The sequence below is a fragment of the Curtobacterium sp. 314Chir4.1 genome (genome assembly GCF_900215175.1).
Taxonomy (GTDB): domain Bacteria; phylum Actinomycetota; class Actinomycetes; order Actinomycetales; family Microbacteriaceae; genus Curtobacterium; species Curtobacterium pusillum_A.
This window is the reverse complement of sequence record NZ_OCMI01000003.1, coordinates 736,081-757,431: the sequence shown is the minus strand read 5'-3', so window position 1 is coordinate 757,431 and position 21,351 is coordinate 736,081. Positions and strand designations below refer to the sequence as shown.

The following is a 21,351-nucleotide window of genomic DNA, read 5'->3' as shown; positions in this document are numbered from 1 at the left end:
CGATAGACTCGGGTGGACCACCGACCCGACGGTCGCGTGAGGTCCTCCGCCAACGTGAGGAGAACCAGATGCCCGCAGCAGTCATCATCGGCGCCCAGTGGGGCGACGAGGGCAAGGGGAAGGCCACCGACCTCCTCGGCAGCCGCATCGACTACGTCGTGAAGTTCAACGGCGGCAACAACGCCGGGCACACCGTCGTCGTCGGCGGCGAGAAGTACGCCCTGCACCTCCTGCCGTCCGGCATCCTCACGCCCGGCGTCACCCCGATCATCGGCAACGGCGTCGTCGTCGACCTCGAGGTCCTCTTCCAGGAGCTCGACGCGCTCAAGGCCCGCGGCGTCGACGTCTCCCGGCTGCTCGTCTCGGCGAACGCCCACGTCATCACGCACTACCACCGCACCATCGACAAGGTGACCGAGCGGTTCCTCGGCAAGCGCCAGATCGGCACCACCGGTCGCGGCATCGGCCCGAGCTACGCCGACAAGATCAACCGCGTCGGCATCCGCATCCAGGACATCTTCGACGAGAACATCCTGCGCCAGAAGGTCGAAGCCGCGCTCGACCAGAAGAACCACCTGCTCGTCAAGGTCTTCAACCGCCGGGCGATCGACGCGGACGAGGTCGTCGAGTCGCTGCTCTCCTTCGCCGACCGTCTGCGGCCGATGGTCGCCGACACCGGTCTCGAGATCCACCGGGCGCTCGAGCGTGGCGACACCGTCCTGTTCGAGGCCGGCCAGGCCACGATGCTCGACGTCGACCACGGCACCTACCCGTTCGTGACGTCCTCGTCGGCGACCGCTGGTGGTGCGGCGACCGGCTCCGGCATCGGTCCGGGCAAGCTCGAGCGCATCATCGGCATCGTCAAGGCGTACACGACCCGCGTCGGCGCCGGCCCGTTCCCGACCGAGCTGTTCGACGAGTCGGGGGAGTTCCTCCGCGCCAACGGCTTCGAGTTCGGCACCACCACCGGACGCCCCCGTCGCTGCGGCTGGTACGACGCCCCGATCGCCCGGTACACGGCGCGCGTCAACGGCGTCACCGACTTCGTGCTGACGAAGCTCGACGTCCTCACCGGCCTCGAGACGATCCCGGTCTGCGTGGCCTACGACGTCGACGGCGTCCGCGTGGACGAGGTCCCCGTGAACCAGTCGGACTTCCACCACGCGAAGCCCGTCTACGAGGAGTTCCCGGGCTGGACCGAGGACATCACCGGCGCCCGCTCGTTCGAGGACCTGCCCGCCAACGCCCAGGCCTACGTGCTGGCGGTCGAGGCGATGTCCGGCGCCCGGATCTCCGCGATCGGCGTCGGCCCCGGCCGTGACGCCATCGTCGTCCGGCACGACCTGCTCGGCGCCTCGGCCTGACGATGCGGGTCCTGTTCGTCTGCAGCGGCAACATCTGCCGCTCACCACTCGGCGCGCAGGTCCTGACCGCCCGGCTCGGCCGTGACGCTCCGGCGTTCACGGTCGGGTCGGCGGGCACCATCGCGCAGGACGGTGCCCCGATGGACGACCAGGCGGCCGAGCAGTCGGTGCGGCTCGGCGGGGACCCGTCGGCGCACCGGTCCCGGTACCTGACACCGGCGATCGCGGGGGCGGCGGACCTCGTGCTCACCGCCGAGCGCTCGCACCGTGCGGCCGTGGTGTCCCTCGCGCCGCGGGCTGCGAAGCGGGCGTTCACGATCAAGCAGTTCGCCCGGGTGCTCGACGCCCTCGAGCCATCCGACCTGGACGGCGTGGACACCGCCGAGCAGCTCGTGGAGCGCGTCGCCCGGCTCCGGGGGACCGTGCCGCAGCCGGTCGACCCCGCCGAGGACGACGTCGACGACCCCTACCGGCGGTCGGCGGCGACGCACGAGCGCGTGGCGGACGAGATCGCCGCCGCGCTCGACGTCATCGCGGACGCGTTGCGCGCGGTGCGCTGAGGCGCGCGCCCGTGCGTGCGCGTGTGCGTGCGCGTGTGCGTGTGCGCAGTGTGCGAGGTTCCGACGAGTGTGTGGGGCTCGCGGGCTCCCACCGCGCCCGGAACCTCGCACACTGCGGCCGTGGCGGTCACCGCGCCGCGAGCACGTGCCGGTCGCGGCTCGCGGCCACCCCGGCGACGAGCTGGACCACCAGGAGCGCCAGCAGCACCACGATCGGCACCGTCCAGCCGCCGGTCGCCGTGTGCAGCAGCCCGAGCCCGAGCGGCCCGAGCCCCGCGAGCAGGTACCCCGTTCCCTGCGCCATCGTCGACACGTGCGCGGTGTGCCGGGCGTCCGGGGAGCGCCAGACGATGTAGCTCAGCGACAGACTGATCGCACCGCCCTGCCCGAGCCCGAGCAGGGTCATCCACACCCAGGCCCCGGCACCCGGAGCGACGAGCAGTCCGACGAACCCGGCCGCGCAGAGCACCACGACGACGACGACCGGCAGCCACGTCGGCCGGAGTCGTCGAGCGATCGCCGGACCGGTCACGCCGGTCACGATCCCGGGCAGGCTCGAGTACGCCAGCATCAGGCCGGCCTCGTGCGCGGAGACCCCGGCGTCCTGCAGCACCGTCGGCACCCAGGTGAGGAACGCGTAGTACGACAGGCTCTGCAACCCCATGAAGCCCGTCACGGCGATCGCCACCGGGTCGCGGAACAGCCGTGCGAAGGTCGGCTCGTCGACGGCCGTCACCGGGGCGTCCGTGACCGTGCGTGCGCCCCGTGCGTGCCCCGGGTTCCGGAGGGCGCGCGGCAACCAGACCAGGAACGCCACGACGGCCGGCACGGCCCAGAACGCCAGCGCCGGACGCCACGACCCGAACCTGCCCATCAGCGGGACGACCGCAGCAGACGCGATCGCTGCGCTGAGGAAGAGCGCCGTCGAGTAGAGCCCCATCATCAGGCCGACCCGGTGCGCGAAGTCGCTCTTGATCGCCGCCGGCATGAGCACGTTCGCCACGGCGATGGCGGCACCAGCCAGCACGGTGCCGCCGTAGAGCGCCCAGCCGTGCGGTTCGAGGCGCAGGGCGATCCCGAGCGCGAGCACCGCCATCGTGAGTCCCAGGAGTCGGTGCAGGCCGATCCGCCGGGTGAGCACGGGTGTCAGGAACGCGAACGCCCCGAAGGCGAACACCGGGATCGTGGTGAGCAGGCTCGCCGCCGACGGGCTGAGGTGCAGCGACCGCTCGATCGCGCCGAGCACGGGACCGACCGAGGCGACGCCCATCCGCAGGTTCAGTGCGACGAGCAGCAGCCCCGCGCCGACGTACCAGGCGGCGAGGAGCCCGCGCCGAGGGGCAGCGGTCGGGACGGGGACGGAGGCGGTGGTCATGCACCGATCACACCATCGAGCGGCGTCGGCGCGGAACACGTACGCTGCCCGGTGATGTCGAATTCCAGCCAACCGGACAAGTTGTCGGAGGACGGCCGCACCGAGGCGGCGTTCCGGTTCGCACACGCCGAGACCGTCCCGCCGCACGTGCACCCGCTCGGACACCTCGTGCACGCCGCGACGGGCGTGCTCTCGCTCATCACCGACGACGGCGCGTGGATCGCCCCGCCGAACCGGGTCGCGTGGGTGCCGGCCGGTGCCGAGCACCGGCACCGGGCACACGGGGTGACCGACATGCGCGTCGTCTACCTGTCCGCGGAAGCCGCCACGGGCCTCCCGTCGGGTCCGGCGGTCCTGGCCGTCTCGTCGCTCGCCCGGGAGGCGCTGCTCGCCATCACGACGCCGGCGCCGCGTTCCGACGTGGCCCGGTCCCACCTCCGTGCGGTCATCGTGGACGAGGTCGCGTCCGCCCCGGAGCAGCCTCTGCACCTGCCGGAACCCCGCGACGACCGGCTGCGACGCGTGGTGCGTCGGGTCGAGCGGGACCTGACGGAGCCGGTGTCGCTGGCGGGGCTCGCGGCGTGGGCCGGGGTCGGCGAGCGGACCCTGACGCGGCTGTTCCGGCAGGAGACCGGGATGGGGTACCGGCAGTGGCGGTTGCAGCTGCGGGTGCACCGCGCCCTGGTGCTCCTCGCCGGCGGGCGGTCGGTGACCGAGGTGGCGGCGGCGTGCGGGTGGGCGACGACGAGTCAGTTCATCGACCAGTTCTCCCCGCTCGTCGGGATGACGCCGGGCGCCTACCGGCGCGCCGCGACCGCAGTGCCGCGCGACTGAGTCCGCGAACCGGCGGACGCGCGTCCACCGGACTGGCCGGAGAACGAGTACCCCGATCTGTCCTCTGTACCCCGGAAGTGCGTCACACGACCCCGGAAAGCCGGGGATCGCTGATGCGGCGGATTGACGGAACCCGTGAATGCGCGGGCATCGCTGGCGGTGGGAGGGGCCGGTCTCGTAGCGTTCTGGTGTCAGCAGTTGTACCCCGGATCGCGAAGGAGAGCGACATGAGCACCACCGTCAGCACCGACACCCGAGCCGAGGTCACGCTCGACACCGACACCGTCGACACCATCGCGATCCTCGAAGCCCAGGCCGAGCCGCACTCCCGTCCGTCGCGCGCCAAGCTCAGCTGGACGCAGGAGGAAGACGGCGAGTGGATCGCCAACTACGGCGGGTACTTCGGCGGCTCGATCGACAAGCGCGACGGCCGTTACGTCGCCTCGGACACGTTCGGCCTCGTCGTGGGCGACTTCGACTCGCTCGAGCAGGCGCAGGCACAGCTCGCGGACCAGCTGCACGTCATGCTGCCCTCCGTGATCCGTCCCGTCGACTGACCGGTTCCGCCAGCAGCACCACCAGCACCAGCAGTACGAGGAGCACGAGCATGAGCACGACGGTCGCCCACCACCAGCAGACCGAGGCGATCGCGGACGAGGTCACGGTCGACACCGCCACGATCGCAGCGATCACCGAGATCGAGGCCGAGGCGGTCGCTCCCGAGCAACACCCGACGTACGCGCGCATCACGTGGTCCCGCCCGGACACCGGCCTCTGGGCCGCAAACTACGGCGGCTACTACGGCGGCACGGTCGACCGGCAGGGCGCCCACTACTTCGTGTCCGACACCTACGGACAGTACGTCGGCGACTTCCGCTCCCTCGAGGAGGCGCAGCAGCGCCTCGCCGAGCGACTCCACGTGCTCCTGCCGGACGTGCGTCGCTGACGGCTGCGCCTAGGCGACCCGCTCGATCAGCTGCGGGCCGTCGTTCTTGACGCTGTTCACGGTGCGCGCGACCTCGTACTGCTCGAGGCCGGCCGCGACCGTCAGTGACTCGTGGTCGAGCAGGGCGAGGAGATCGTCCGTGCCGAGACCGCCGCGATCGGCGTTCAGCCAGTCGTCGTAGCCGTCGGGCGTGAGGAACGCCGGCATCCGGTCGTGGACCTCGCCCGGGGCCACGTGGGCGTCGCGCGTGATGATCGCGAGCGACAGGCGCCACTTGTCCGGGTTGCCCTCGGGCTTCGTCGGGTCCGGCCAGGCACTGACCACGCCTGCCATCGCGAGCGCCCCGCCCGGCTCGTGGACGAAGTGGGGTTCCTTGCCGTCCTCGCGCACGACCCACTCGTAGTAGCCCTGCGCCGGCACGATGCACCGGTTCGTCGCGAACGCCCGCTTGAACATGCCGCTCGTCGCGACCGTCTCGATGCGCGCGTTGATCGGCTTCGGGCGCTGCTTCTGGAAGTCCTTCGCCCAGCTCGGCACGAAGCCCCAGCTGATCCGGGGGAGTTCCCGTTCGCCGTGTCGCTGGCGGACGGCGAACACGGGGTCGGTCGGCGCGATGTTCCAGCTCGGGACGAGGCCGGTGCCGACCACGCCGGTGTCCTCGTCCACGTGCTCGGTCCGATCGGCGAGTTCACCGATCAGTTCCGGCAGCAGATCGGCCGTGGTGTCGGAGACGACGAACCTTCCACACATGCGCCCAGTGTGCTCGCGACCACCGACAGGCGCTCACTCGCCGGGCAAGGACAGCTTGCTGCCGCTCGGCGTCCCCGGACGTCCCCTGGGCGGCCGAGGTGGCGGAACCGGAGGCAGTGCGCCCGCCTCGACGCGCAACTGTTCCTGACGTCCGAGCGTCCGGATACCCGCGATGGCCGTCCCCGCGGACACGAGTGGCCAGAACGGGATGAGGAAGAGCCCGGTGTGGAGGCTGCCGATCGCGCCGACGTCGATCGCGATGACCCCGAGCAACGCGAGCGCCCAGCCCACGAGCAGCAGGAGCCCGCGGAACGTCGCCCGGACCAGTACGTCGCGACGCTCCGGCATCCCGTCGAGGACCGCGTCACGATGCTCCGGGGCGACGGGTGGTGGGCTGCGACGGTAGTAGCGGGCGATCGCCTCCTGCGTCCGCCAGCCGATGCCGGGCAACGGGAGGACCGCCCACCCGGACGGCCCGACCGGGACGAACACCGAGGCGACGAACCCCACCCCGGTTCCGAGCAGGATCGTTCCGACGACCCACAGGAGACCGGACGGGCTGCTCGCGCCGAAGTCGCCGGTGAGGAGGCCGACGGCGAGCATGCCGACGACCACCACCAGCGCGACGACCACCCCGACGACCACGAGCCGGCGCCGACGCTCGCGGCTGATGAGCGCGGGGAACCGGTCGAGGAAGACGCGCCAGCCGATGTCGTACACCCTGCCCTTCTACGCCCGACGGACGGCGTTCGTCCGCGCCGGGACACGCCCGGGAGCGGGCCCCGCACGCGCCGGCACCCCGCACCAGGACGCCGCGCTCCAGCACTCGCTCAGGAACGCACGATGCGCTCGGACCATGAGTCTCGACATCGTCTACACCGCAGCCGCCCACGCCACCGGCGGAGGCCGCGACGGCCACGTGCGGAGCGAGGACGACCGCCTCGACCTCGACACCCGCCCGCCGAAGGAGATGGGTGGCAGCGGCGAGGGCACCAACCCGGAGCAGCTCTTCGCCGCCGGGTACGCCGCGTGCTTCCTCGGTGCGCTGCACGCCGCAGGCAAGGAGCTCGAGGTCGACACCACCGACGCCGAGGTCTCGGCCGAGGTGGGCATCGGCGGAGCCGGGAACGGTGGGTTCGGCCTCGCGGTCGAGCTCGACGTGTACGCGCCGTCGGCCCGTCCGGAGCAGCGGCAGCGCCTCGCCGAGCGCGCCCACGAGATCTGCCCGTACTCGAACGCCACCCGCGGGAACATCACGGTCGCGATCTCGATCGTCGACTAGCGTTCGGGCGTGGTCACCGACGAGTCCCGCTGCCCCTGCCTGAGCGGCAACCCCTACGGGGAGTGCTGTGGGCCGCTGCACGGCGGCGCCGCGGCACCGACCGCCGAGCGCCTGATGCGCTCGCGGTTCAGCGCGTTCTCGCTCGGCCTGCCCGAGTACCTCCTGCTGACGTGGCACCCGCGGACGCGGCCGAAGGACCTCGAATTGGACCCGGATCAGCGCTGGACGCGGTTGGACGTGCTGTCGACGCGGTCTGGAGGCCCGTTCGACTCCCGGGGCACGGTCGCGTTCCGCGCGTGTTGGCGTTCCGACACCGAGCGCGGCACCCTCGAGGAGACCAGCGAGTTCGTCCGTGAGGGCGGCCGCTGGTACTACGTCGACGGCGCGGTCAGCTGAGCACGGTTGGCGGCAGGCCCACGGCGGCGCGCATCGCCCGCCGCACGTCTGCCTCGGCGGGCAGGAGCTCGTCCTGGTCGCCGGTCAGGAAGAACCGGATCTGCCCGAGTGCCTGCTCGGCGAGCATGTCGAGGCCGTTCAGCACGCGACCCCCGGCATCGGCCCAACGGGAGGCGACCGCGGTCGGCCACGGCTCGTAGGCGACGTCGAACAGCACGGCGTCCGGCCCGGACGGCAGGACGTCGAGCGCATCGGCGGCGCCGCCGGGCAGAGTCGAGACGACGAAGCCGTGGTGCGTGCCGGCGAGGTCCGCGAGGGGCAGGACCTCGAGCGAGACGCCGAGCCGGACGGCCAGGTCGACGAGCGCGCCGGCCTTCGCGGTGTCGCGGAGGAACAGCCGGACGAACGTCGCACCGAGCCGGACGGCTGCCGTGAGGGCACTCGCGGCGGTCGCGCCGCCGCCGAGGATCGTCGCCTCGCCGGGCAGGTGGCCGAGGGCTTCGACGGGGCGGACCAGCCCCTCGACGTCGGTGTTCGCCCCGTACCGCAGCACCGTGTCCCCGGACGTCCGGAAGGCGATCGTGTTGGCGACCCCGAGTGCGTCGACCAGCGGGGTGGTGCGGTCGAGGAGCGGCAGTACGTCCCGCTTGAGCGGCATCGTGAGACTCAGCCCACGCCATTCGGGACCCAGCCCCGCGACGAACGCGTCGAGTCCGCCGGACGCGACCTCGTGCCTCCCGTACGACCACCGCAACCCCAGGACGTCGTAGGCCGCTGCGTGCAGCGTGGGGGAGAGCGAGTGCGCGATGGGGGAGCCGAGCACCGCGAGCCGGGTGCGGGCGGGATCGGTGACGGCCACGGTGATCCAGCCTATCCAGAGGCATCCCGTGCGGGGCCGTTAGGTTAGGCTACCCTTCGTGATCCGTACTCCCCTCCGTCTCCGACGCGTCCTGGCCGCTGCCGGCGCCGTCGTCGCAGCCTCCCTCGTCCTCGCCGGATGTGCCTCCGGCTCCGGTCCCGCCGACGACTCCTCCTCGTCATCGGCCGAGGGTCAGTTCCCCGTCTCCATCACGACCGCGCTCGGCACGACGACGATCAAGGAACAGCCGAAGCGTGTCGTCGCACTCGGCTGGGGCGACGCCGAGACGGCACTCGAGCTCGGCGTGCAGCCCGTCGGTGCCAGCGACTGGCTCGCCTTCGGTGGTGACGGTGTCGGACCGTGGCTGAAGGGTGCGTACACGAAGTCGCCGAAGATCATCCAGACACTGGAGCCGAGCTACGAGGACATCCTCAAGCTCAAGCCCGACGTGATCCTCGACGTGAAGTCATCGGGCGACAAGGACCGCTACGCCAAGCTGTCCGCGATCGCTCCGACCGTGGCGATCCCGAAGGGCGGCGAGAACTACCTCGCGTCGACCCAGCAGCAGACCACGATGATCGCGAAGGCGCTCGGCAAGGAGTCGGAGGGCAAGAAGCTGCTCTCCGGCCTCGACGACGCGTACGCCGCGGCCCGCAAGGCCCACCCGGAGTTCGAGGGCAAGACCGCCGTCGTCGGGGCGTACAGCTCCGAGGGCTTCGGTGCCTACGCCTCCACGGACAGCCGCTCGACGTTCATGCGGAACCTCGGGTTCACGATCCCGAAGGCCATCGACGAGCAGGCCGGCAAGGCGTTCTCGGTGCACCTGTCGGACGAGAACCTCGACCTGCTGAACGCCGACCTGACGCTCATCCTGCCGATCTACGTCGACGCGTCGAAGGCCGAGGCGGACCCGCTCTTCCAGAAGGTGCCGTCGGTCGAGGCCGGGCACTCCATCGTGTTCGACGACGCCGACGTGTCCTCGGCGTTCTCGATGGGGACCACCGCGGCGATCGAGTGGGCGCTCGAGAAGCTGCCGGACGAGTTCCAGGCGAAGCTCGGCTGATCTCCCGGGAACTCCCGTCACAGCGACAGTGTGCCGCCGTCGTTCCGCGGCACACTGTCGCTTTCGCGTGTGTGACGGTCGCGTCGGTCAGGAACCGAACGTCGACCCGAGGAACGCGAAGAGCAGGGCGATCAGCGGGAACGAGCCCTGCACGAACGCCGAGTTGAGGTAGCGCCGACCCGTTCCGAGCAGGACCACCGCGGCACCGAGCATCGACGCGGTCGAGAACACCACGAGCGTCCACCCGGTGGCACCGTTGCCCGCGACGGCGAGCACCACACCGAGGATCGCGCCGATCGCGAGGAACAGGTTGTAGAACCCCTGGTTGAACGCCATCGCGCGGGTCGCCTGCACCTCGGTCTCCGACGACAGGCCGAAGATCTTCCGTACCCGGGGACTCGTCCAGGCGACGGACTCGAGGAAGAAGATGTACACGTGCACGAGGCCAGCGAGGACCGCAAACACGCTCGAGATCACGAGCAGGACCGACATGACCTCCATTCTCGCAGTTCCGAAGCCGTGCTCAGGTCCCGCTCAGGTTGGGACAGCGGATGCGCGCGTGAGCGACAGCGGACGCGCGCGTAACCGACACCTGGCGGCCAGCCCCGGCCGTTAGGCTCGCAGCATGAGCGACGACGACACCACGCCCGCGTACGACCAGGCGGCCGTCGCCGAACTGGGCAGCATCCGGCAGAGCATCGACAACATCGACGCCGCCGTGATCCACATGCTCGCCGAGCGCTTCAAGTACACGCAGCGGGTCGGGTACCTGAAGGCCGCAGCGGGCATGCCGGCCGCCGACCCCGGCCGCGAGCAGATCCAGGTCGCACGGCTCCGGTCGCTCGCCGCCGAGTCGCACCTCGACCCCGCCTTCGCCGAGAAGTTCCTGAACTTCATCGTCGCCGAGGTCATCCACCACCACGAGCAGATCGCCGGCGGCGACGAGTGAGCGAGACGCTCCCGACACTGCTCGTCGGCTCGTACACGGCGACGGGCGGCGGCAACGCCACAGGGATCTCGATCGTCGCAGCGGGTCCCGTCGGCGACGCGGACGTCCGCACCGTCGCGGTCATCGACGACCCGTCCTTCCTCGCGGTGTCCGGTGACCGGGTCTACGCCGTGTCGGAGACCGCGGACGGCGGCGTCTCGGCGTTCCGTCGCGACGGCGCTGCGCTCGAGCACCTCTGGGACGCGCCGGCCGGTGGTGACGCCCCGTGCCACGTGCGGGTCGACCCGTCCGGTTCGCTCGTCGTCACCAACTACGTCTCCGGCACCGTGACGGCGATCTCGCTCCAGGCCGCCGAGTCCCACGCGGCATCGCTGCTCGCGAGCGACGGCGTCGTCGGGACACACGGCAGCGACGAGGTCGGCGTGCCCGCCGCAGCCGTGGTGACCGAGGTCCTGCCCGACACGACCGGACCCGTCGAGGACCGCCAGGAGGGACCACACGCCCACCAGTCCGTCGCCACCCCGGACGGCACCGTGCTCGTCGCGGACCTCGGGGGCGACGCGCTGCACGAGTTCCGGATCACGGCCGAACCCGCGATCTCGCTCGTCCGCGTGCACCACGTGGCACCGGGAGTCGGCCCGCGACACATGGCCTGGTACGACGGGGACCTGATCGTCGCCGGTGAGCTGGACGGGCACGTGCACCGCCTGCGCCGCGACGACTCCGGCTCCTTCGTCACCATCGCGTCGACGGCGACCTTCGAGGGGGCGGTGGGGGAGTCCCTGCTCAGCCACGTCGAGGTCGACGACGCCGGACGCGTGTACGTCGCCGTCCGTGGGCGGGACCTGATCGTGGTGCTCGACGCCTCGCGCGGGGAGCTGTCGCTCGTCGGGTCGGCGTCGTCGGGCGGGGTCTGGCCGCGCCACTTCGCGCGGGTGCCCGGCCACGTGCTCGTCGCGAACCAGATGTCCGACGCGATCGCCGTCCTGCCGCTCGGCGACGACGGGGTCCCCGGCGACACCGTCGCGCACATCCCGGTCGGCACGCCGACCTGCATCGTCCCGGTCTGACGCCGCGGGGCGCGCGAGGCGCCGCGGGCCGCGCGAGACGCCGCCGGGCGCGCGAGACGCCGCGGGGCGCGCGAGGCGCCGCCGGGCGCGCGAGACGCCGCCGGATCACGCGGTGTCTGGCTCGCGCGGCGGTGTCGCAGGATCGACGCGGTGTCACGTCGCCGCGAGGCGCCGCGATCCGGCCTGGAGGCACGGTGCGTGTCACCGGGACCGGCCAGACTGGGGAGATGGACGCGTCCTACACCCTCATCTCCGGTCCGCCTCCGCTCGCCGACTACCTCCGGCTGCGCCGGGACTCCGGCCTGACGCCGAAGAACCCCGAGCAGGGCGCCGGAGCCATCGCGGGGAGCTGGTCGGCGTGCCACGTCGTGGACGAGCACGGCACACCGGTCGCGATGGGGCGGACGATCGGTGACGGCGGGTGGTACTTCCACATCGCTGACATCGCCACCGATCCGTCCCACCAGCGTCGGGGAATCGGACGGCGGATCGTCGAGTGGCTCGTCGAGGACGTCCGTTCCCGAGCGCCCGAAGGGGCGTACGTCACCCTCGTCGGCGACCCGCCCGGACAGCGGCTCTACCGGTCGCTCGGGTTCGAGGACGTGGCGCCGAGCCTCGGGATGGCCCGACGCACCTGAGCAGGGACGGACGTCAGGCGTCGATGACGTTCTCGAACGGGCGGCCCTCGGCCAGCGCAGCCACCTGCCGACGCATGAGCTCGATCGACCTCGGGATGCTCAGGTCGGTGTTCCCGCCGACGTGCGGCGTGAGGACGGTGTTCGGCGTCGTCCAGAGCGGGTGCCCCGCCGGGAGTGGCTCGGGATCGGTGACGTCGAGCGCCGCCGACAGGCGTCCGGACTGCAGCTCGGCCACGAGGGCGTCGGTGTCGACGACCTTGCCCCGCGCGACGTTCACCACGAGGGCGCCGTCGGGCAGCGCGGCGAGCAGGTCGGCGTCCACCAGGCGCTCGGTCTCGTCGGTCAGCGGCGCGATGAGGACGAGCACGTCGGTCTCGGGGACGATCGATGGGAGCTCGCCGAACGCGTGCACCTGCCGGCCGTCCTGCTCGCGGGCGGTGCGCGCCACCACGGAGACCTCGGTGCGGAACGCCTCGAAGCGCGTGGCGATCGCTGACCCGATCGCGCCGTAGCCGACCACCGTCACCCGGCGGTCGGCCAGGGAACGGGTGGTCCGGGCGTCCCACACACCGTTCGCACGGTCGGCCTGGAACGCCCCGAGTTCGCGCAGTGACGTCAGCGCGAGCCCCACCGCGAGTTCGGCGGTCTCGTCGTCGTGGATGCCGCGGCCGTTCGCGAGCTGCGCGTGGCCGGGGACGTGCGGGACCGCGTGCTCGTACCCGGCGCTCGGCAGCTGCAGGAGCTGCAGGTTCGGCAGGTCGTGCACGTACTGCCACCGGTGCCGTCCACCGAAGTAGAACGGCAGGAACGCGATGGCGACGTCGTCGGGGCGTCCGTACGGCCCCTCGACGTCCCACACGTCCAGCTCGATGCCGTCCGGCACGGGGCCGAACCGGTCGACGAGCTCGGCGAACGGCAGCGTGACGATCGGCATGCTGTCGGCGACCGCGGTCAGGAGTCGGTCCGCGGCGAGAACGCGCCGTCGGAGTCGAGCGGGCCGCGGCCGACGTAGCCCTCGGTCACGTCCTCGACGATGACGTCGCCGAAGCGGCTCGGCAGCGTGGCGTTGTGCGTGCCGCGCAGCTCGTCGATCGTCGCCTCGAACGCACCCTGGACCTCGAGCGACCCGCTCGTGGCGTCCGTGACACCGATGCGGAGCACGGGGAAACCACGGCCGTCGCAGAGGCCCTGGAAGCGGACGTCGTCCTCGCGCCGGACGGTCACGATGACGCGGCCGGTCGACTCCGAGAAGAGCGCGGTTGCCGTGTCGACTCCGTCGCGGGCCTCGAGCTCGTCCAGCACCACGCGGGCGCCGAGACCGAACCGGAGCACCGACTCGGCGAGGGACTGGCCGAGGCCGCCGTCCGCCAGGTCGTGGGCGCTGGTCAGCAGCTGCTCGCCCGCCGCGGCGTGCAGGAGGTCCGCGAGGGCCTTCTCGCGCTCGAGGTCGACCGCCGGCGGGCGGCCACCGAGGTGGCCGTGCACGGTGCCGGCCCACGCCGAACCGTCCAGCTCGAGCGACGTGGTGCCGAGCAGGTAGATGTTGTGGCCGTCGTCCTGCCAGCCGGAGGGCACGCGGAGCGCGACGTCCTCGATCACACCGAGGACACCGACGACCGGGGTCGGGTGGATCGGGGTGGTGCCGGTCTGGTTGTAGAACGACACGTTGCCGCCGGTCACCGGGATCCCGAGCTCCATGCAGCCGTCGGCGAGACCCTCGACGGCCTCGGAGAACTGCCACATGACCTCGGGGTTCTCGGGGGAGCCGAAGTTCAGGCAGTCGGTCACGGCCGCGGGCACGGCACCGGTCACGGCGACGTTGCGGTACGCCTCGGCGAGGGCCAGCCGTGCGCCCTGCTTCGGGTCGAGCTGGCAGTAGCGGCCGTTCGCGTCGGTCGCGATCGTGACGCCGAGCCCGGTTTCCTCGTCGACGCGGATCATGCCGCCGTCGTCGGGGAAGGAGAGCGCGGTGTTGCCGAGCACGTAGGTGTCGTACTGGTTCGTCACCCAGTTCTTCGACGCGAGGTTCGGCGAGCCGAGCAGGCTGAGGAACTGCGCCTTGAGCGCGGGACCGTCGGCCGGACGCTCGAGCGACGCGGCGCTGTCGGCCTGCAGGGCGTCGATCCAGGTCGGGTAGGCGACCGGACGGTCGTAGACCGGGCCGTCGACGGCGACGGTGCGCGGGTCGACGTTGACAATCTCCTGGCCCTGCCAGTCGATGACGAGACGGCCGGTGCCGGTGACCTCGCCGAGCACGCTGGTCTCGACCTCCCACTTGCCGACGACGGCGAGGAACGCGTCGAGCTTCTCGGGACGGACGACCGCCATCATGCGCTCCTGGCTCTCCGACATGAGGATCTCCTCGGCGGTGAGCGTGGGGTCGCGCAGCAGGACGTCGTCGAGCGAGATGTGCATGCCGCCGTCGCCGTTGGACGCGAGCTCCGAGGTGGCGCAGGAGATGCCGGCGGCACCGAGGTCCTGGATGCCCTCGACGAGTTCTTTCTGGAAGAGCTCGAGGCAGCACTCGATGAGGACCTTCTCGGCGAACGGGTCGCCGACCTGGACCGCCGGACGCTTGGTCGGGCCGCCCTCGGTGAAGGTGTCCGATGCCAGGATCGACGCGCCGCCGATCCCGTCGCCGCCGGTGCGCGCACCGAAGAGCACGACCTTGTTGCCGGCGCCCGAGGCGTTCGCGAGGTGCAGGTCCTCGTGCCGGAGGACACCGACCGCGAGGGCGTTGACCAGCGGGTTGCCCTGGTAGACGGAGTCGAAGTAGGTCTCGCCGCCGATGTTCGGCAGGCCGAGGCAGTTGCCGTAGAACGAGATGCCACCGACGACGCCGTGCACGACGCGCTGGGTGTCCTCGTGGTCGATCGCGCCGAAGCGGAGCTGGTCCATCACGGCGACCGGACGTGCGCCCATCGAGATGATGTCGCGGACGATGCCGCCGACACCCGTCGCGGCGCCCTGGTACGGCTCGACGTAGGAGGGGTGGTTGTGCGACTCGACCTTGAAGGTCACCGCCCAGCCGTTGCCGACGTCGACGACACCGGCGTTCTCGCCCATGCCGACCATGAGGTTCTTCGTCATCTCCGGCGTGACCTTCTTGCCGAACTGCCGGAGGTAGTTCTTCGACGACTTGTACGAGCAGTGCTCGGACCACATCACGGAGTACATCGCCAGCTCGCCGGACGTGGGGCGGCGGCCGAGGATCTCGCGGATCTTCGCGTACTCGTCCGCCTTCAACCCGAGCGCCTCGTACGGCTGCTCCTTGTCGGGGGTCGCAGCGGCGTCCTGCACGGTGTCGGGCTTCGGGCGAACGAAAGTCGTCACGGTGTTGTCGTTCCCTGTCACTGGAGTTGCGGGCACTGGAGTCGCGGTCACTTGACCAGCGTCGACTCGATCACGGAGGTGAAGAAGGTGAGGCCGTCCGTGCCGGAGGCCATCGCCGCGGGGGTGTCCGGGCCGAAGCCGGGCTCCGTCGCGTGCTCGGGGTGCGGCATGAGACCGACGACGTTGCCGCGCTCGTTCGAGACGCCGGCGATGTCGTCGATCGACCCGTTCGGGTTCACGCCGACGTAGCGGAACACGACCTGACCGTTGTCCTCGATGCGCTTGATCTCGTCGGGGTCCGCCACGAAGCGGCCGTCGGCGTTCTTCAGCGGGATGGTGATCTCCTGCTGGGCGGTGAAGCCCGAGGTCCACGCGGTGCCGGTGGTCTCGACGCGGAGCTTCTGGTCGCGGCGGATGAACTGCTGGTGCGCGTTGCGGGTGTGCGCGCCGGGGACCAGACGGGCCTCGGCCAGCATCTGGAAACCGTTGCAGATGCCGAGCACGGGCATGCCCTTGCCGGCGGCGTCGACGACCTCGGCCATGATCGGCGCCTTCGCGGCGATCGCACCGGCACGCAGGTAGTCGCCGTAGGAGAACCCGCCGGGCAGGACGATGGCATCGACGCCCTGGAGGTCGTGGTCGCCGTGCCAGAGCGCGACGGGCTCGGCGCCGGCGAGACGGACGGCGCGCTGGGCGTCGCGGTCGTCGAGCGAGCCCGGGAACGTGATGACGCCGATCCGCATCGAGGTCACTGGCCTTCGACCGTCACGGACACGACGTCCTCGATGACGGCGTTGGAGAAGACGTCCGCGGCGATCGCGCGGACCTCGTCGAGCTTGGCGTCGTCGACCGGGCCGTCGACGGCCACCTCGAAGCGCTTGCCGATGCGGACGTTGGTCAGGTCGGCCTTGCCGAGACGGGCCAGGGCGTTGCCCACGGCCTTTCCCTGCGGGTCGAGGATCTCGGCCTTGGGCATGACCTCGACGACGATCGTTGGCACGTGTTCACTCCAGCGCTTCGGGGGTGGGTGGGACCCGACCAGTCTAAGCGGCGCGCGCGGCGCGCCGGACCGCTTGTGGAGAACGCATCCAAGGCGTATATTCCAAGTCGAATAGTCCACACGGAACACCGACCTGGAGGCACGGATGACGTCGATCACGCCGCTCGCGTTCGCCGCGCTCGGGCTCCTCGCCGAGGCGCCGATGCACCCGTACGAGATGTTCCAGACGATGCTCCAGCGGCGCGAGGACCAGAACGTCAAGGTCCGACCGAGCACGCTCTACCACCAGATCGGACGGCTGGTCGACCTCGGGTACGCCGAAGCACTCGGCACCGCTCGCGAGGGCAACCGGCCGGAACGCACCACCTACGCGATCACCGACCACGGTCGGACCGCGCTCGAGGACGGCCTCCGCCGCATGATCGCCGAGCCGGCGGACGAGTACCCGGAGTTCCAACTCGCGGTCTCGCACATCGACAACCTGACCGCCGAGGACGCGGCGACCGCCCTGCGGGCACGCGCCGACGCGCTCCGGGGCGAACGCGAGGAGTACGACGAAGCCGCCACGGGCCTCCAGGCCAAACAGCTGGCGGGCCGATTCTGGCTCGACGTGTCGTACGTCCGTGCCATGCTCACCGCGCAGATCGAGTGGCTCTCCGGGACCGCCGACCGGATCGCGCGCGGCGACGTCCCCTGGGACGGTCCGGCCGTCCCCACCGACTCAGCACCCCCCACGAACAGCAAGGAACACACCCGATGACCACCGTCACGCCCCCGCGGACCACCGAGAAGAAGCCGTGGCCCGCGCTCTGGGCCCTCGTCGTCGGCTTCTTCATGATCCTCGTCGACTCGACCATCGTGTCCGTCGCCACCCCCACCATCGCCGCGAAGCTCCACGCGGACATCAACTCCGTGATCTGGGTGACGAGCGCGTACCTGCTCGCCTACGCCGTGCCGCTGCTCATCACCGGTCGCCTGGGTGACCGGTTCGGGCCGAAGATCCTGTACCAGGTCGGCCTCGTCGTCTTCACGCTGTCGAGCCTCTGGTGCGGCCTGGCCGGGTCGATCGAGGTGCTCATCATCGCCCGCGTCGTGCAGGGCCTCGGCGCCGCGATGATGACCCCGCAGACGATGGCCGTCATCACGCGCATCTTCCCGCCGCAGAACCGCGGTGCGGCGATGGGCCTCTGGGGCGCGGTCGCCGGTGTCGCCTCGCTCGTCGGACCGATCGTCGGAGGCCTGCTCGTCGACGGCTTCGGCTGGGAGTGGATCTTCTTCGTGAACGTGCCGGTGGGCATCGTCGCGTTCGTCCTCGCGCAGCGCTTCGTCCCGACGTTCGAGCGTCACGGGCACCGCTTCGACTACCTCGGCATCGTGCTGAGCGCGGTCGGCATGTTCCTGCTCGTGTTCGGCATCCAGGAGGGTGAGACCTACGACTGGGGCACCATCACCGGGCCGATCTCGGTGTGGTCGCTGATCATCGCCGGCATCGTCGTGCTCGCCGCGTTCGTGGTGTGGCAGGGCGTCCAGAAGGGCGAGCCGCTGCTGCCGCTCGGCCTGTTCAAGGACCGGAACTTCACCCTGGCGAACATCGCCATCACCGCCGTGGGCGTCGCGATCTCCTCGTTCGCGCTGCCGATCATGCTGTGGGCGCAGGACGTCCTGACGTTCAGCCCGACCCAGGCCGCACTGCTCCTCGTGCCGCAGGCCGTGCTGTCCGCGGGCCTCGCGCCGCTCGTCGGCAAGAACCTCAACCGCTGGAGCCTCCGCTGGGTCGCCGCCTTCGGGCTCGCCTGCTTCTCGGGCGCGCTCTTCTGGTTCGGGTCGCTCCTGGCCTCCGGCGCCGACTGGGGCTGGGTGCTGCTGCCGTCGACGCTGCTCGGCCTCGCAAACGCGTGCATGTGGGGGCCGCTCTCGGTCTCCGCGACGCGCAACCTGCCGCCGAAGCTCGCCGGTGCGGGCTCTGGCGTCTACAACACCACGCGCCAGATCGGTGCCGTCCTCGGCTCGGCCGGCATCGCTGCGCTGATCGAGGCCCGCATCACGGCGAACTTCCCCGCCTCGACCGGTGGCACGAGCGCCGGCGGTGCCGAGCAGCAGGTCGGGGCGCTCCCCGGGTTCCTGCAGCAGCCGTTCGCCACCGCGATGGGGCAGTCGCTCGTCCTGCCGGCCGTGGTGCTCGTCGTCGCGATCGTGGCGGCGCTGTTCCTGGCGAAGCCGAAGCAGACCGTCGCCTGGCAGCAGACCGGCTCGGTCACGACCCAGCCCGACGCTGCCGGCGCCCCGGCCGAGCACGTCGGTGCGCACGCGGCAGCTGCGGCCCCGGCCACCGCCGAGCAGGAACTGGCCGCGACCGACCACCACGGGCGGCACGCGGGCGAGTAGTTCCGCGCACCCACGAGCCCCGCGCTGCCCAGGCAGTGCGGGGCTCGTCCGCGTCCGGGGTCAGGCGGCGCACGGTGCGAGCTTGCGCGCAGTGTGCGCGGGTCCAGCGCTCCCACCGTGCGCGAAACCTCGCACACTGCGACCCGACCCGACCCGACCCGGACCCACGCGCGCGCTCACCCGCGGCGCTGCAGGTGCGCCCGGGTGAGCTCCTCCATCTCCTCGTCGGTGAGGGCGTCGATCGTGCGGGCCTCGCGGCGGTCGGTGCGCTGCCACCGGATGAAGAGCGAGATGAGCACGGGGATGTCCGCGACCTCGGCGATGAACCAGAGGAGGTCGCCCGCCAGGTGCTGATCGCGCAGCGGCGACGGGAACCACGGCTGGCCGACCGCCTGCACCACCGACCCGTCGAGCACGTGGTTCGTGATCCGCAGGACGATGCCCGGGATCGCGTCCGCCATGAGTTCGACGAAGGCCAGCAGGAACTCGACGGTGACGAACGTCGAGGAACGCAGGACGCCCGGCTCGGACAGCGGCGTGAGGAGTGTGAAGCCCAGCACGGGCACGAGCACCGTGATCGCGGTGGCCCAGACCGGGGACTCCCGGATGGTCGCCGCGAACGGGGTGAGCAGCACGCAGAACAGCGCAAGGGCGATCAGGGGCGAGACGATCGCGTTGCCGAGGAACCGCGCCGGACGCGACCGCAGCATCGCGGTGGCGGTCTGCGCGAGGCGATCCGGGCCTCCGGTCCGCAGCAACGAGACGGGCGCGGCGAACGCGGCGAAGGTGGGGACCGCGAAGAAGAGCAGGGCGAGGCGCAGCACGAACGCCCAGCGGAGCTGCTGGTCGTAGACGCCGACGATGCCGAACTGCAGGATCCCGAAGAGGACGAGCGCGCCGAGGAACGCGAGGCTCCGCCACCACGGCCACCGGGCACCGCGGCGTGCTGCGCCGACCACCCACCACCCGTACGTGATCGCGGCCACGCCGATGAGCACCGCTGCCAACGGGTCGACGTGCCAGATGCTCCAGAACTCGGGTGTCGACGGCGTGGGGTGCCTCCTGTGGATCGTGCTACCGACGACAATCCTCCGCCCGCAGCGCTGCTCCTGAGGGCTGCGGGCGGTGAGAACCGGTTCAGATCCGAGCGACTCCCCGGGCCGGCACCGTCTTCGTCAGCAGCCACACGCCGGCGGGGACGAGCAGTGCGCCGAGCAGGGCGACGCCGAACGACAGGTGCAACTGCATGACGACGAACGCGGGGCCGATCGTGCAGAGTGCGGCGACGGCGAGCACCGGCCACGCGGGGCGGTCGGCACCGGGCAGGAGCCGGGGGAGCGGGCGGTCGAACCACCGGAGGCCGCGTGCGACCGCCAACGCCACGCCGAGCAGGACGACCAGTGCGACCGCACGCGTGGCCCACCAGGTCGCCGAACCAGGGTCGGGGAACGGCACGCCGACGAACAGTGCCACGCCGTTCAGTGCGATGAAGAGCGGCAGGTGCCACAGGTAGATCGTCATCCCGTCGCGGCCGAGCACGAAGACGGCCCCCTGCGCCGCCCGGGTCCGCATCAGCCGGGTGAGCGGCGCGTGCACGACCTGCACCAGGCAGGCCTGGCTGATCGCGAGGACCGCGAGCGGGAGCATCGGCGGGTTGAGGTCCTGCAGCATGTCCGGTGCCCACAGCCCGATCGACGTGATCGGGACGAGCAGCGCGTACCCGGCAGCTGCCACCACCACGAGCAGGATGCGGGACCGTCGTGCGAACCACCCGTCGGCCCAGAGGAAGCCGATCTGCTGCGCGAACAGCCACACCGGTCCGAGGTTGAGCAGCCCGACCTCGGCGGCGCCGGTCGCGAACCGCATGGCGTCGACGGCGGTGGCGAGGAGGAGCAACGCCCCGAGCGTGCGCCAGGGGGCGCGTTCGTGTAGTCGCACCATGAACGGCACGCAGCACTGCGTGATGCCGTAGGCGGCGAGGAACCACAGCGGTGACCCGATGCCGAACGCGACCTCGGCCAGCAGTTCCGGCGGGGTCCCGAGCGCCGTCGCGATGCCGAGCCCGATCGCGAGCACGGTGAACAGGGGGATCGCGGGGCGGAAGAGCCGGACGAGTCGCGTGGCGACGTAGTCGCGGGCGCCGCCGCCCCTGGCGACCGTGCTCCGCCACCCGATCGCACTGGCGAACCCGCCGACCACGAAGAACAGCGGCATGACCTGGCCGATCCAGGTCGCGGTCACGTACCAGGGGAGTTCCTGGAGCGGGCTCGTCACCGCGATGCCGTCCGGCCCGGCGGCGACACCGACCATCGTGACGTGCACGAAGACGACGAGGACGACGCACGCCGTCCGGATGAGGTCGACGACCAGGTCCCGCTTCGCGATGATCCCCCGGACGTCCTGAGCGCGGTTCGCCTGCACGGGCAGGCTCTGCTTCGTGGACATGTCCGGACGCTAGCGCGAGGTGGTGCGGTCCCAGCGTCGTTCCAGCAGATCGCGACCGGATCGTGACACTTCGTATTCCGGTTGCGGCATACGTCGACGTCG

24 protein-coding genes are annotated in these 21,351 nt (G+C 71.3%); 13 read left to right on the top strand and 11 right to left on the bottom strand.

Annotated features, from left to right (window positions below; translation table 11 throughout):
- The first annotated feature begins 68 nt into the window (after positions 1–68).
- Both CRP27_RS12565 and CRP27_RS12560 read left to right on the top strand, forming a co-directional pair.
- Positions 69–1,364: an adenylosuccinate synthase gene (locus CRP27_RS12565; RefSeq protein ID WP_097180956.1), complete on the top strand. Its 1,296-nt coding sequence runs from the start codon at positions 69–71 to the stop codon at positions 1,362–1,364.
- Positions 1,365–1,366: 2 nt separating this feature from the next.
- A complete protein-coding gene (locus tag CRP27_RS12560; RefSeq protein WP_097180955.1) occupies positions 1,367–1,924 on the top strand; it encodes a low molecular weight phosphatase family protein in 558 nt (185 codons plus the stop codon).
- A gap of 127 nt (positions 1,925–2,051) precedes the next feature.
- Here the strand turns inward: CRP27_RS12560 and CRP27_RS12555 are convergent, their stop codons facing one another.
- Positions 2,052–3,299: an MFS transporter gene (locus CRP27_RS12555; RefSeq protein ID WP_097180954.1), complete on the bottom strand. Its 1,248-nt coding sequence runs from the start codon at positions 3,297–3,299 to the stop codon at positions 2,052–2,054.
- A gap of 54 nt (positions 3,300–3,353) precedes the next feature.
- On the opposite strand from CRP27_RS12555, the gene CRP27_RS12550 reads away from it, so the two are divergent.
- The 3 genes from CRP27_RS12550 (at position 3,354) to CRP27_RS12540 (ending at position 5,079) form a co-directional block, all read left to right on the top strand.
- Complete coding sequence (locus CRP27_RS12550; protein WP_097181072.1) at positions 3,354–4,133, top strand: helix-turn-helix transcriptional regulator; 780 nt, start codon at positions 3,354–3,356, stop codon at positions 4,131–4,133.
- 227 nt (positions 4,134–4,360) lie between these two features.
- The gene (locus CRP27_RS12545) at positions 4,361–4,690 is read left to right on the top strand and encodes a hypothetical protein (protein WP_097180953.1); all 330 of its coding nucleotides are present in this window, start codon (positions 4,361–4,363) and stop codon (positions 4,688–4,690) included.
- Positions 4,691–4,740: 50 nt separating this feature from the next.
- Complete coding sequence (locus CRP27_RS12540; protein WP_097180952.1) at positions 4,741–5,079, top strand: hypothetical protein; 339 nt, start codon at positions 4,741–4,743, stop codon at positions 5,077–5,079.
- Positions 5,080–5,088: 9 nt separating this feature from the next.
- Here CRP27_RS12540 and CRP27_RS12535 read toward each other — a convergent pair whose 3' ends face one another.
- Both CRP27_RS12535 and CRP27_RS12530 read right to left on the bottom strand, forming a co-directional pair.
- Complete coding sequence (locus CRP27_RS12535; RefSeq protein WP_097180951.1) at positions 5,089–5,829, bottom strand: SOS response-associated peptidase; 741 nt, start codon at positions 5,827–5,829, stop codon at positions 5,089–5,091.
- 33 nt (positions 5,830–5,862) lie between these two features.
- Positions 5,863–6,549 (bottom strand): hypothetical protein, encoded by a 687-nt coding sequence (locus CRP27_RS12530; protein WP_097180950.1) that lies wholly within the window; start codon positions 6,547–6,549, stop codon positions 5,863–5,865.
- 136 nt (positions 6,550–6,685) lie between these two features.
- Between CRP27_RS12530 and CRP27_RS12525 the strand changes: the two genes are divergently transcribed.
- Both CRP27_RS12525 and CRP27_RS12520 read left to right on the top strand, forming a co-directional pair.
- On the top strand, positions 6,686–7,111 hold the full coding sequence (locus CRP27_RS12525) for an organic hydroperoxide resistance protein (protein ID WP_097181071.1): 426 nt from the start codon (positions 6,686–6,688) through the stop codon (positions 7,109–7,111).
- 9 nt (positions 7,112–7,120) lie between these two features.
- Entirely contained in the window at positions 7,121–7,507 is a 387-nt protein-coding gene (locus CRP27_RS12520) for a YchJ family protein (protein ID WP_097180949.1), read from the top strand.
- On the opposite strand, the gene CRP27_RS12515 is transcribed toward CRP27_RS12520, so the two are convergent.
- Positions 7,500–8,366, bottom strand: a complete 867-nt coding sequence (locus CRP27_RS12515) for a shikimate dehydrogenase (protein ID WP_097180948.1) — start codon at positions 8,364–8,366, stop codon at positions 7,500–7,502. The two genes, CRP27_RS12520 and CRP27_RS12515, sit on opposite strands and share 8 nt — an antisense overlap.
- Before the next feature lie 58 nt (positions 8,367–8,424).
- Here CRP27_RS12515 and CRP27_RS12510 point away from each other — a divergent pair, with 58 nt between their 5' ends.
- Complete coding sequence (locus tag CRP27_RS12510; RefSeq protein WP_255257572.1) at positions 8,425–9,429, top strand: iron-siderophore ABC transporter substrate-binding protein; 1,005 nt, start codon at positions 8,425–8,427, stop codon at positions 9,427–9,429.
- A gap of 87 nt (positions 9,430–9,516) precedes the next feature.
- On the opposite strand, the gene CRP27_RS12505 is transcribed toward CRP27_RS12510, so the two are convergent.
- Positions 9,517–9,921 (bottom strand): DUF1304 domain-containing protein, encoded by a 405-nt coding sequence (locus tag CRP27_RS12505; protein ID WP_097181069.1) that lies wholly within the window; start codon positions 9,919–9,921, stop codon positions 9,517–9,519.
- A 133-nt stretch (positions 9,922–10,054) separates the two neighbouring features.
- Between CRP27_RS12505 and CRP27_RS12500 the strand changes: the two genes are divergently transcribed.
- The 3 genes from CRP27_RS12500 to CRP27_RS12490 all read left to right on the top strand — a co-directional run bounded on the left by CRP27_RS12500 (position 10,055) and on the right by CRP27_RS12490 (position 12,086).
- Entirely contained in the window at positions 10,055–10,378 is a 324-nt protein-coding gene (locus CRP27_RS12500) for a chorismate mutase (protein ID WP_079238106.1), read from the top strand.
- Positions 10,375–11,448 carry a beta-propeller fold lactonase family protein gene (locus tag CRP27_RS12495; protein WP_097180947.1) on the top strand — a complete coding sequence of 358 codons (1,074 nt, stop codon included), beginning with the start codon at positions 10,375–10,377 and terminating at the stop codon, positions 11,446–11,448. Before CRP27_RS12500 ends, CRP27_RS12495 begins: the two co-directional genes overlap by 4 nt.
- A 227-nt stretch (positions 11,449–11,675) precedes the next feature.
- Positions 11,676–12,086 (top strand): GNAT family N-acetyltransferase, encoded by a 411-nt coding sequence (locus tag CRP27_RS12490; protein WP_097180946.1) that lies wholly within the window; start codon positions 11,676–11,678, stop codon positions 12,084–12,086.
- Positions 12,087–12,099: 13 nt separating this feature from the next.
- Here CRP27_RS12490 and CRP27_RS12485 read toward each other — a convergent pair whose 3' ends face one another.
- From CRP27_RS12485 to CRP27_RS12470, 4 genes are read right to left on the bottom strand one after another with little or no spacing between them, the layout of a single operon-like run.
- Positions 12,100–13,020 (bottom strand): 2-hydroxyacid dehydrogenase, encoded by a 921-nt coding sequence (locus tag CRP27_RS12485; RefSeq protein ID WP_097180945.1) that lies wholly within the window; start codon positions 13,018–13,020, stop codon positions 12,100–12,102.
- Between the two features lie 17 nt (positions 13,021–13,037).
- Positions 13,038–15,419: a phosphoribosylformylglycinamidine synthase subunit PurL gene (purL, locus tag CRP27_RS12480; protein ID WP_255257571.1), complete on the bottom strand. Its 2,382-nt coding sequence runs from the start codon at positions 15,417–15,419 to the stop codon at positions 13,038–13,040.
- Positions 15,420–15,466: 47 nt separating this feature from the next.
- Positions 15,467–16,162, bottom strand: coding sequence for a phosphoribosylformylglycinamidine synthase subunit PurQ (purQ, locus tag CRP27_RS12475; RefSeq protein WP_097181068.1), 696 nt, complete (start codon positions 16,160–16,162; stop codon positions 15,467–15,469).
- 5 nt (positions 16,163–16,167) lie between these two features.
- Positions 16,168–16,419 (bottom strand): phosphoribosylformylglycinamidine synthase subunit PurS, encoded by a 252-nt coding sequence (locus CRP27_RS12470; protein ID WP_079238111.1) that lies wholly within the window; start codon positions 16,417–16,419, stop codon positions 16,168–16,170.
- Between the two features lie 145 nt (positions 16,420–16,564).
- Here CRP27_RS12470 and CRP27_RS12465 point away from each other — a divergent pair, with 145 nt between their 5' ends.
- Both CRP27_RS12465 and CRP27_RS12460 read left to right on the top strand, forming a co-directional pair.
- Positions 16,565–17,179, top strand: a complete 615-nt coding sequence (locus tag CRP27_RS12465) for a PadR family transcriptional regulator (RefSeq protein WP_097180943.1) — start codon at positions 16,565–16,567, stop codon at positions 17,177–17,179.
- Entirely contained in the window at positions 17,176–18,804 is a 1,629-nt protein-coding gene (locus CRP27_RS12460) for a DHA2 family efflux MFS transporter permease subunit (RefSeq protein ID WP_097180942.1), read from the top strand. Before CRP27_RS12465 ends, CRP27_RS12460 begins: the two co-directional genes overlap by 4 nt.
- Before the next feature lie 176 nt (positions 18,805–18,980).
- Here the strand turns inward: CRP27_RS12460 and CRP27_RS12455 are convergent, their stop codons facing one another.
- Together CRP27_RS12455 and CRP27_RS12450 are read right to left on the bottom strand one after the other, a co-directional pair.
- The gene (locus tag CRP27_RS12455) at positions 18,981–19,802 is read right to left on the bottom strand and encodes a cytochrome c oxidase assembly protein (RefSeq protein ID WP_255257584.1); all 822 of its coding nucleotides are present in this window, start codon (positions 19,800–19,802) and stop codon (positions 18,981–18,983) included.
- A 139-nt stretch (positions 19,803–19,941) separates the two neighbouring features.
- Positions 19,942–21,249: an acyltransferase gene (locus tag CRP27_RS12450; protein WP_255257570.1), complete on the bottom strand. Its 1,308-nt coding sequence runs from the start codon at positions 21,247–21,249 to the stop codon at positions 19,942–19,944.
- Between the last annotated feature and the right edge of the window lie 102 nt (positions 21,250–21,351).

Excerpts from the sequence above, each read along its gene's own strand:
- CRP27_RS12450 (WP_255257570.1), bottom strand. The coding sequence starts at position 21,249 with ATGTCCACGAAGCAGAGCCTGCCCGTGCAGGCGAACCGCGCTCAGGAC.
- CRP27_RS12565 (WP_097180956.1), top strand. The coding sequence starts at position 69 with ATGCCCGCAGCAGTCATCATCGGCGCCCAGTGGGGCGACGAGGGCAAG.
- CRP27_RS12460 (WP_097180942.1), top strand. The coding sequence starts at position 17,176 with ATGACCACCGTCACGCCCCCGCGGACCACCGAGAAGAAGCCGTGGCCC.
- CRP27_RS12545 (WP_097180953.1), top strand. The coding sequence starts at position 4,361 with ATGAGCACCACCGTCAGCACCGACACCCGAGCCGAGGTCACGCTCGAC.
- CRP27_RS12540 (WP_097180952.1), top strand. The coding sequence starts at position 4,741 with ATGAGCACGACGGTCGCCCACCACCAGCAGACCGAGGCGATCGCGGAC.
- CRP27_RS12505 (WP_097181069.1), bottom strand. The coding sequence starts at position 9,921 with ATGTCGGTCCTGCTCGTGATCTCGAGCGTGTTTGCGGTCCTCGCTGGC.
- CRP27_RS12485 (WP_097180945.1), bottom strand. The coding sequence starts at position 13,020 with ATGCCGATCGTCACGCTGCCGTTCGCCGAGCTCGTCGACCGGTTCGGC.
- CRP27_RS12560 (WP_097180955.1), top strand. The coding sequence starts at position 1,367 with ATGCGGGTCCTGTTCGTCTGCAGCGGCAACATCTGCCGCTCACCACTC.
- CRP27_RS12550 (WP_097181072.1), top strand. The coding sequence starts at position 3,354 with ATGTCGAATTCCAGCCAACCGGACAAGTTGTCGGAGGACGGCCGCACC.
- CRP27_RS12500 (WP_079238106.1), top strand. The coding sequence starts at position 10,055 with ATGAGCGACGACGACACCACGCCCGCGTACGACCAGGCGGCCGTCGCC.
- CRP27_RS12525 (WP_097181071.1), top strand. The coding sequence starts at position 6,686 with ATGAGTCTCGACATCGTCTACACCGCAGCCGCCCACGCCACCGGCGGA.
- CRP27_RS12555 (WP_097180954.1), bottom strand. The coding sequence starts at position 3,299 with ATGACCACCGCCTCCGTCCCCGTCCCGACCGCTGCCCCTCGGCGCGGG.
- purQ (WP_097181068.1), bottom strand. The coding sequence starts at position 16,162 with ATGCGGATCGGCGTCATCACGTTCCCGGGCTCGCTCGACGACCGCGAC.
- CRP27_RS12535 (WP_097180951.1), bottom strand. The coding sequence starts at position 5,829 with ATGTGTGGAAGGTTCGTCGTCTCCGACACCACGGCCGATCTGCTGCCG.
- CRP27_RS12490 (WP_097180946.1), top strand. The coding sequence starts at position 11,676 with ATGGACGCGTCCTACACCCTCATCTCCGGTCCGCCTCCGCTCGCCGAC.
- CRP27_RS12465 (WP_097180943.1), top strand. The coding sequence starts at position 16,565 with ATGACGTCGATCACGCCGCTCGCGTTCGCCGCGCTCGGGCTCCTCGCC.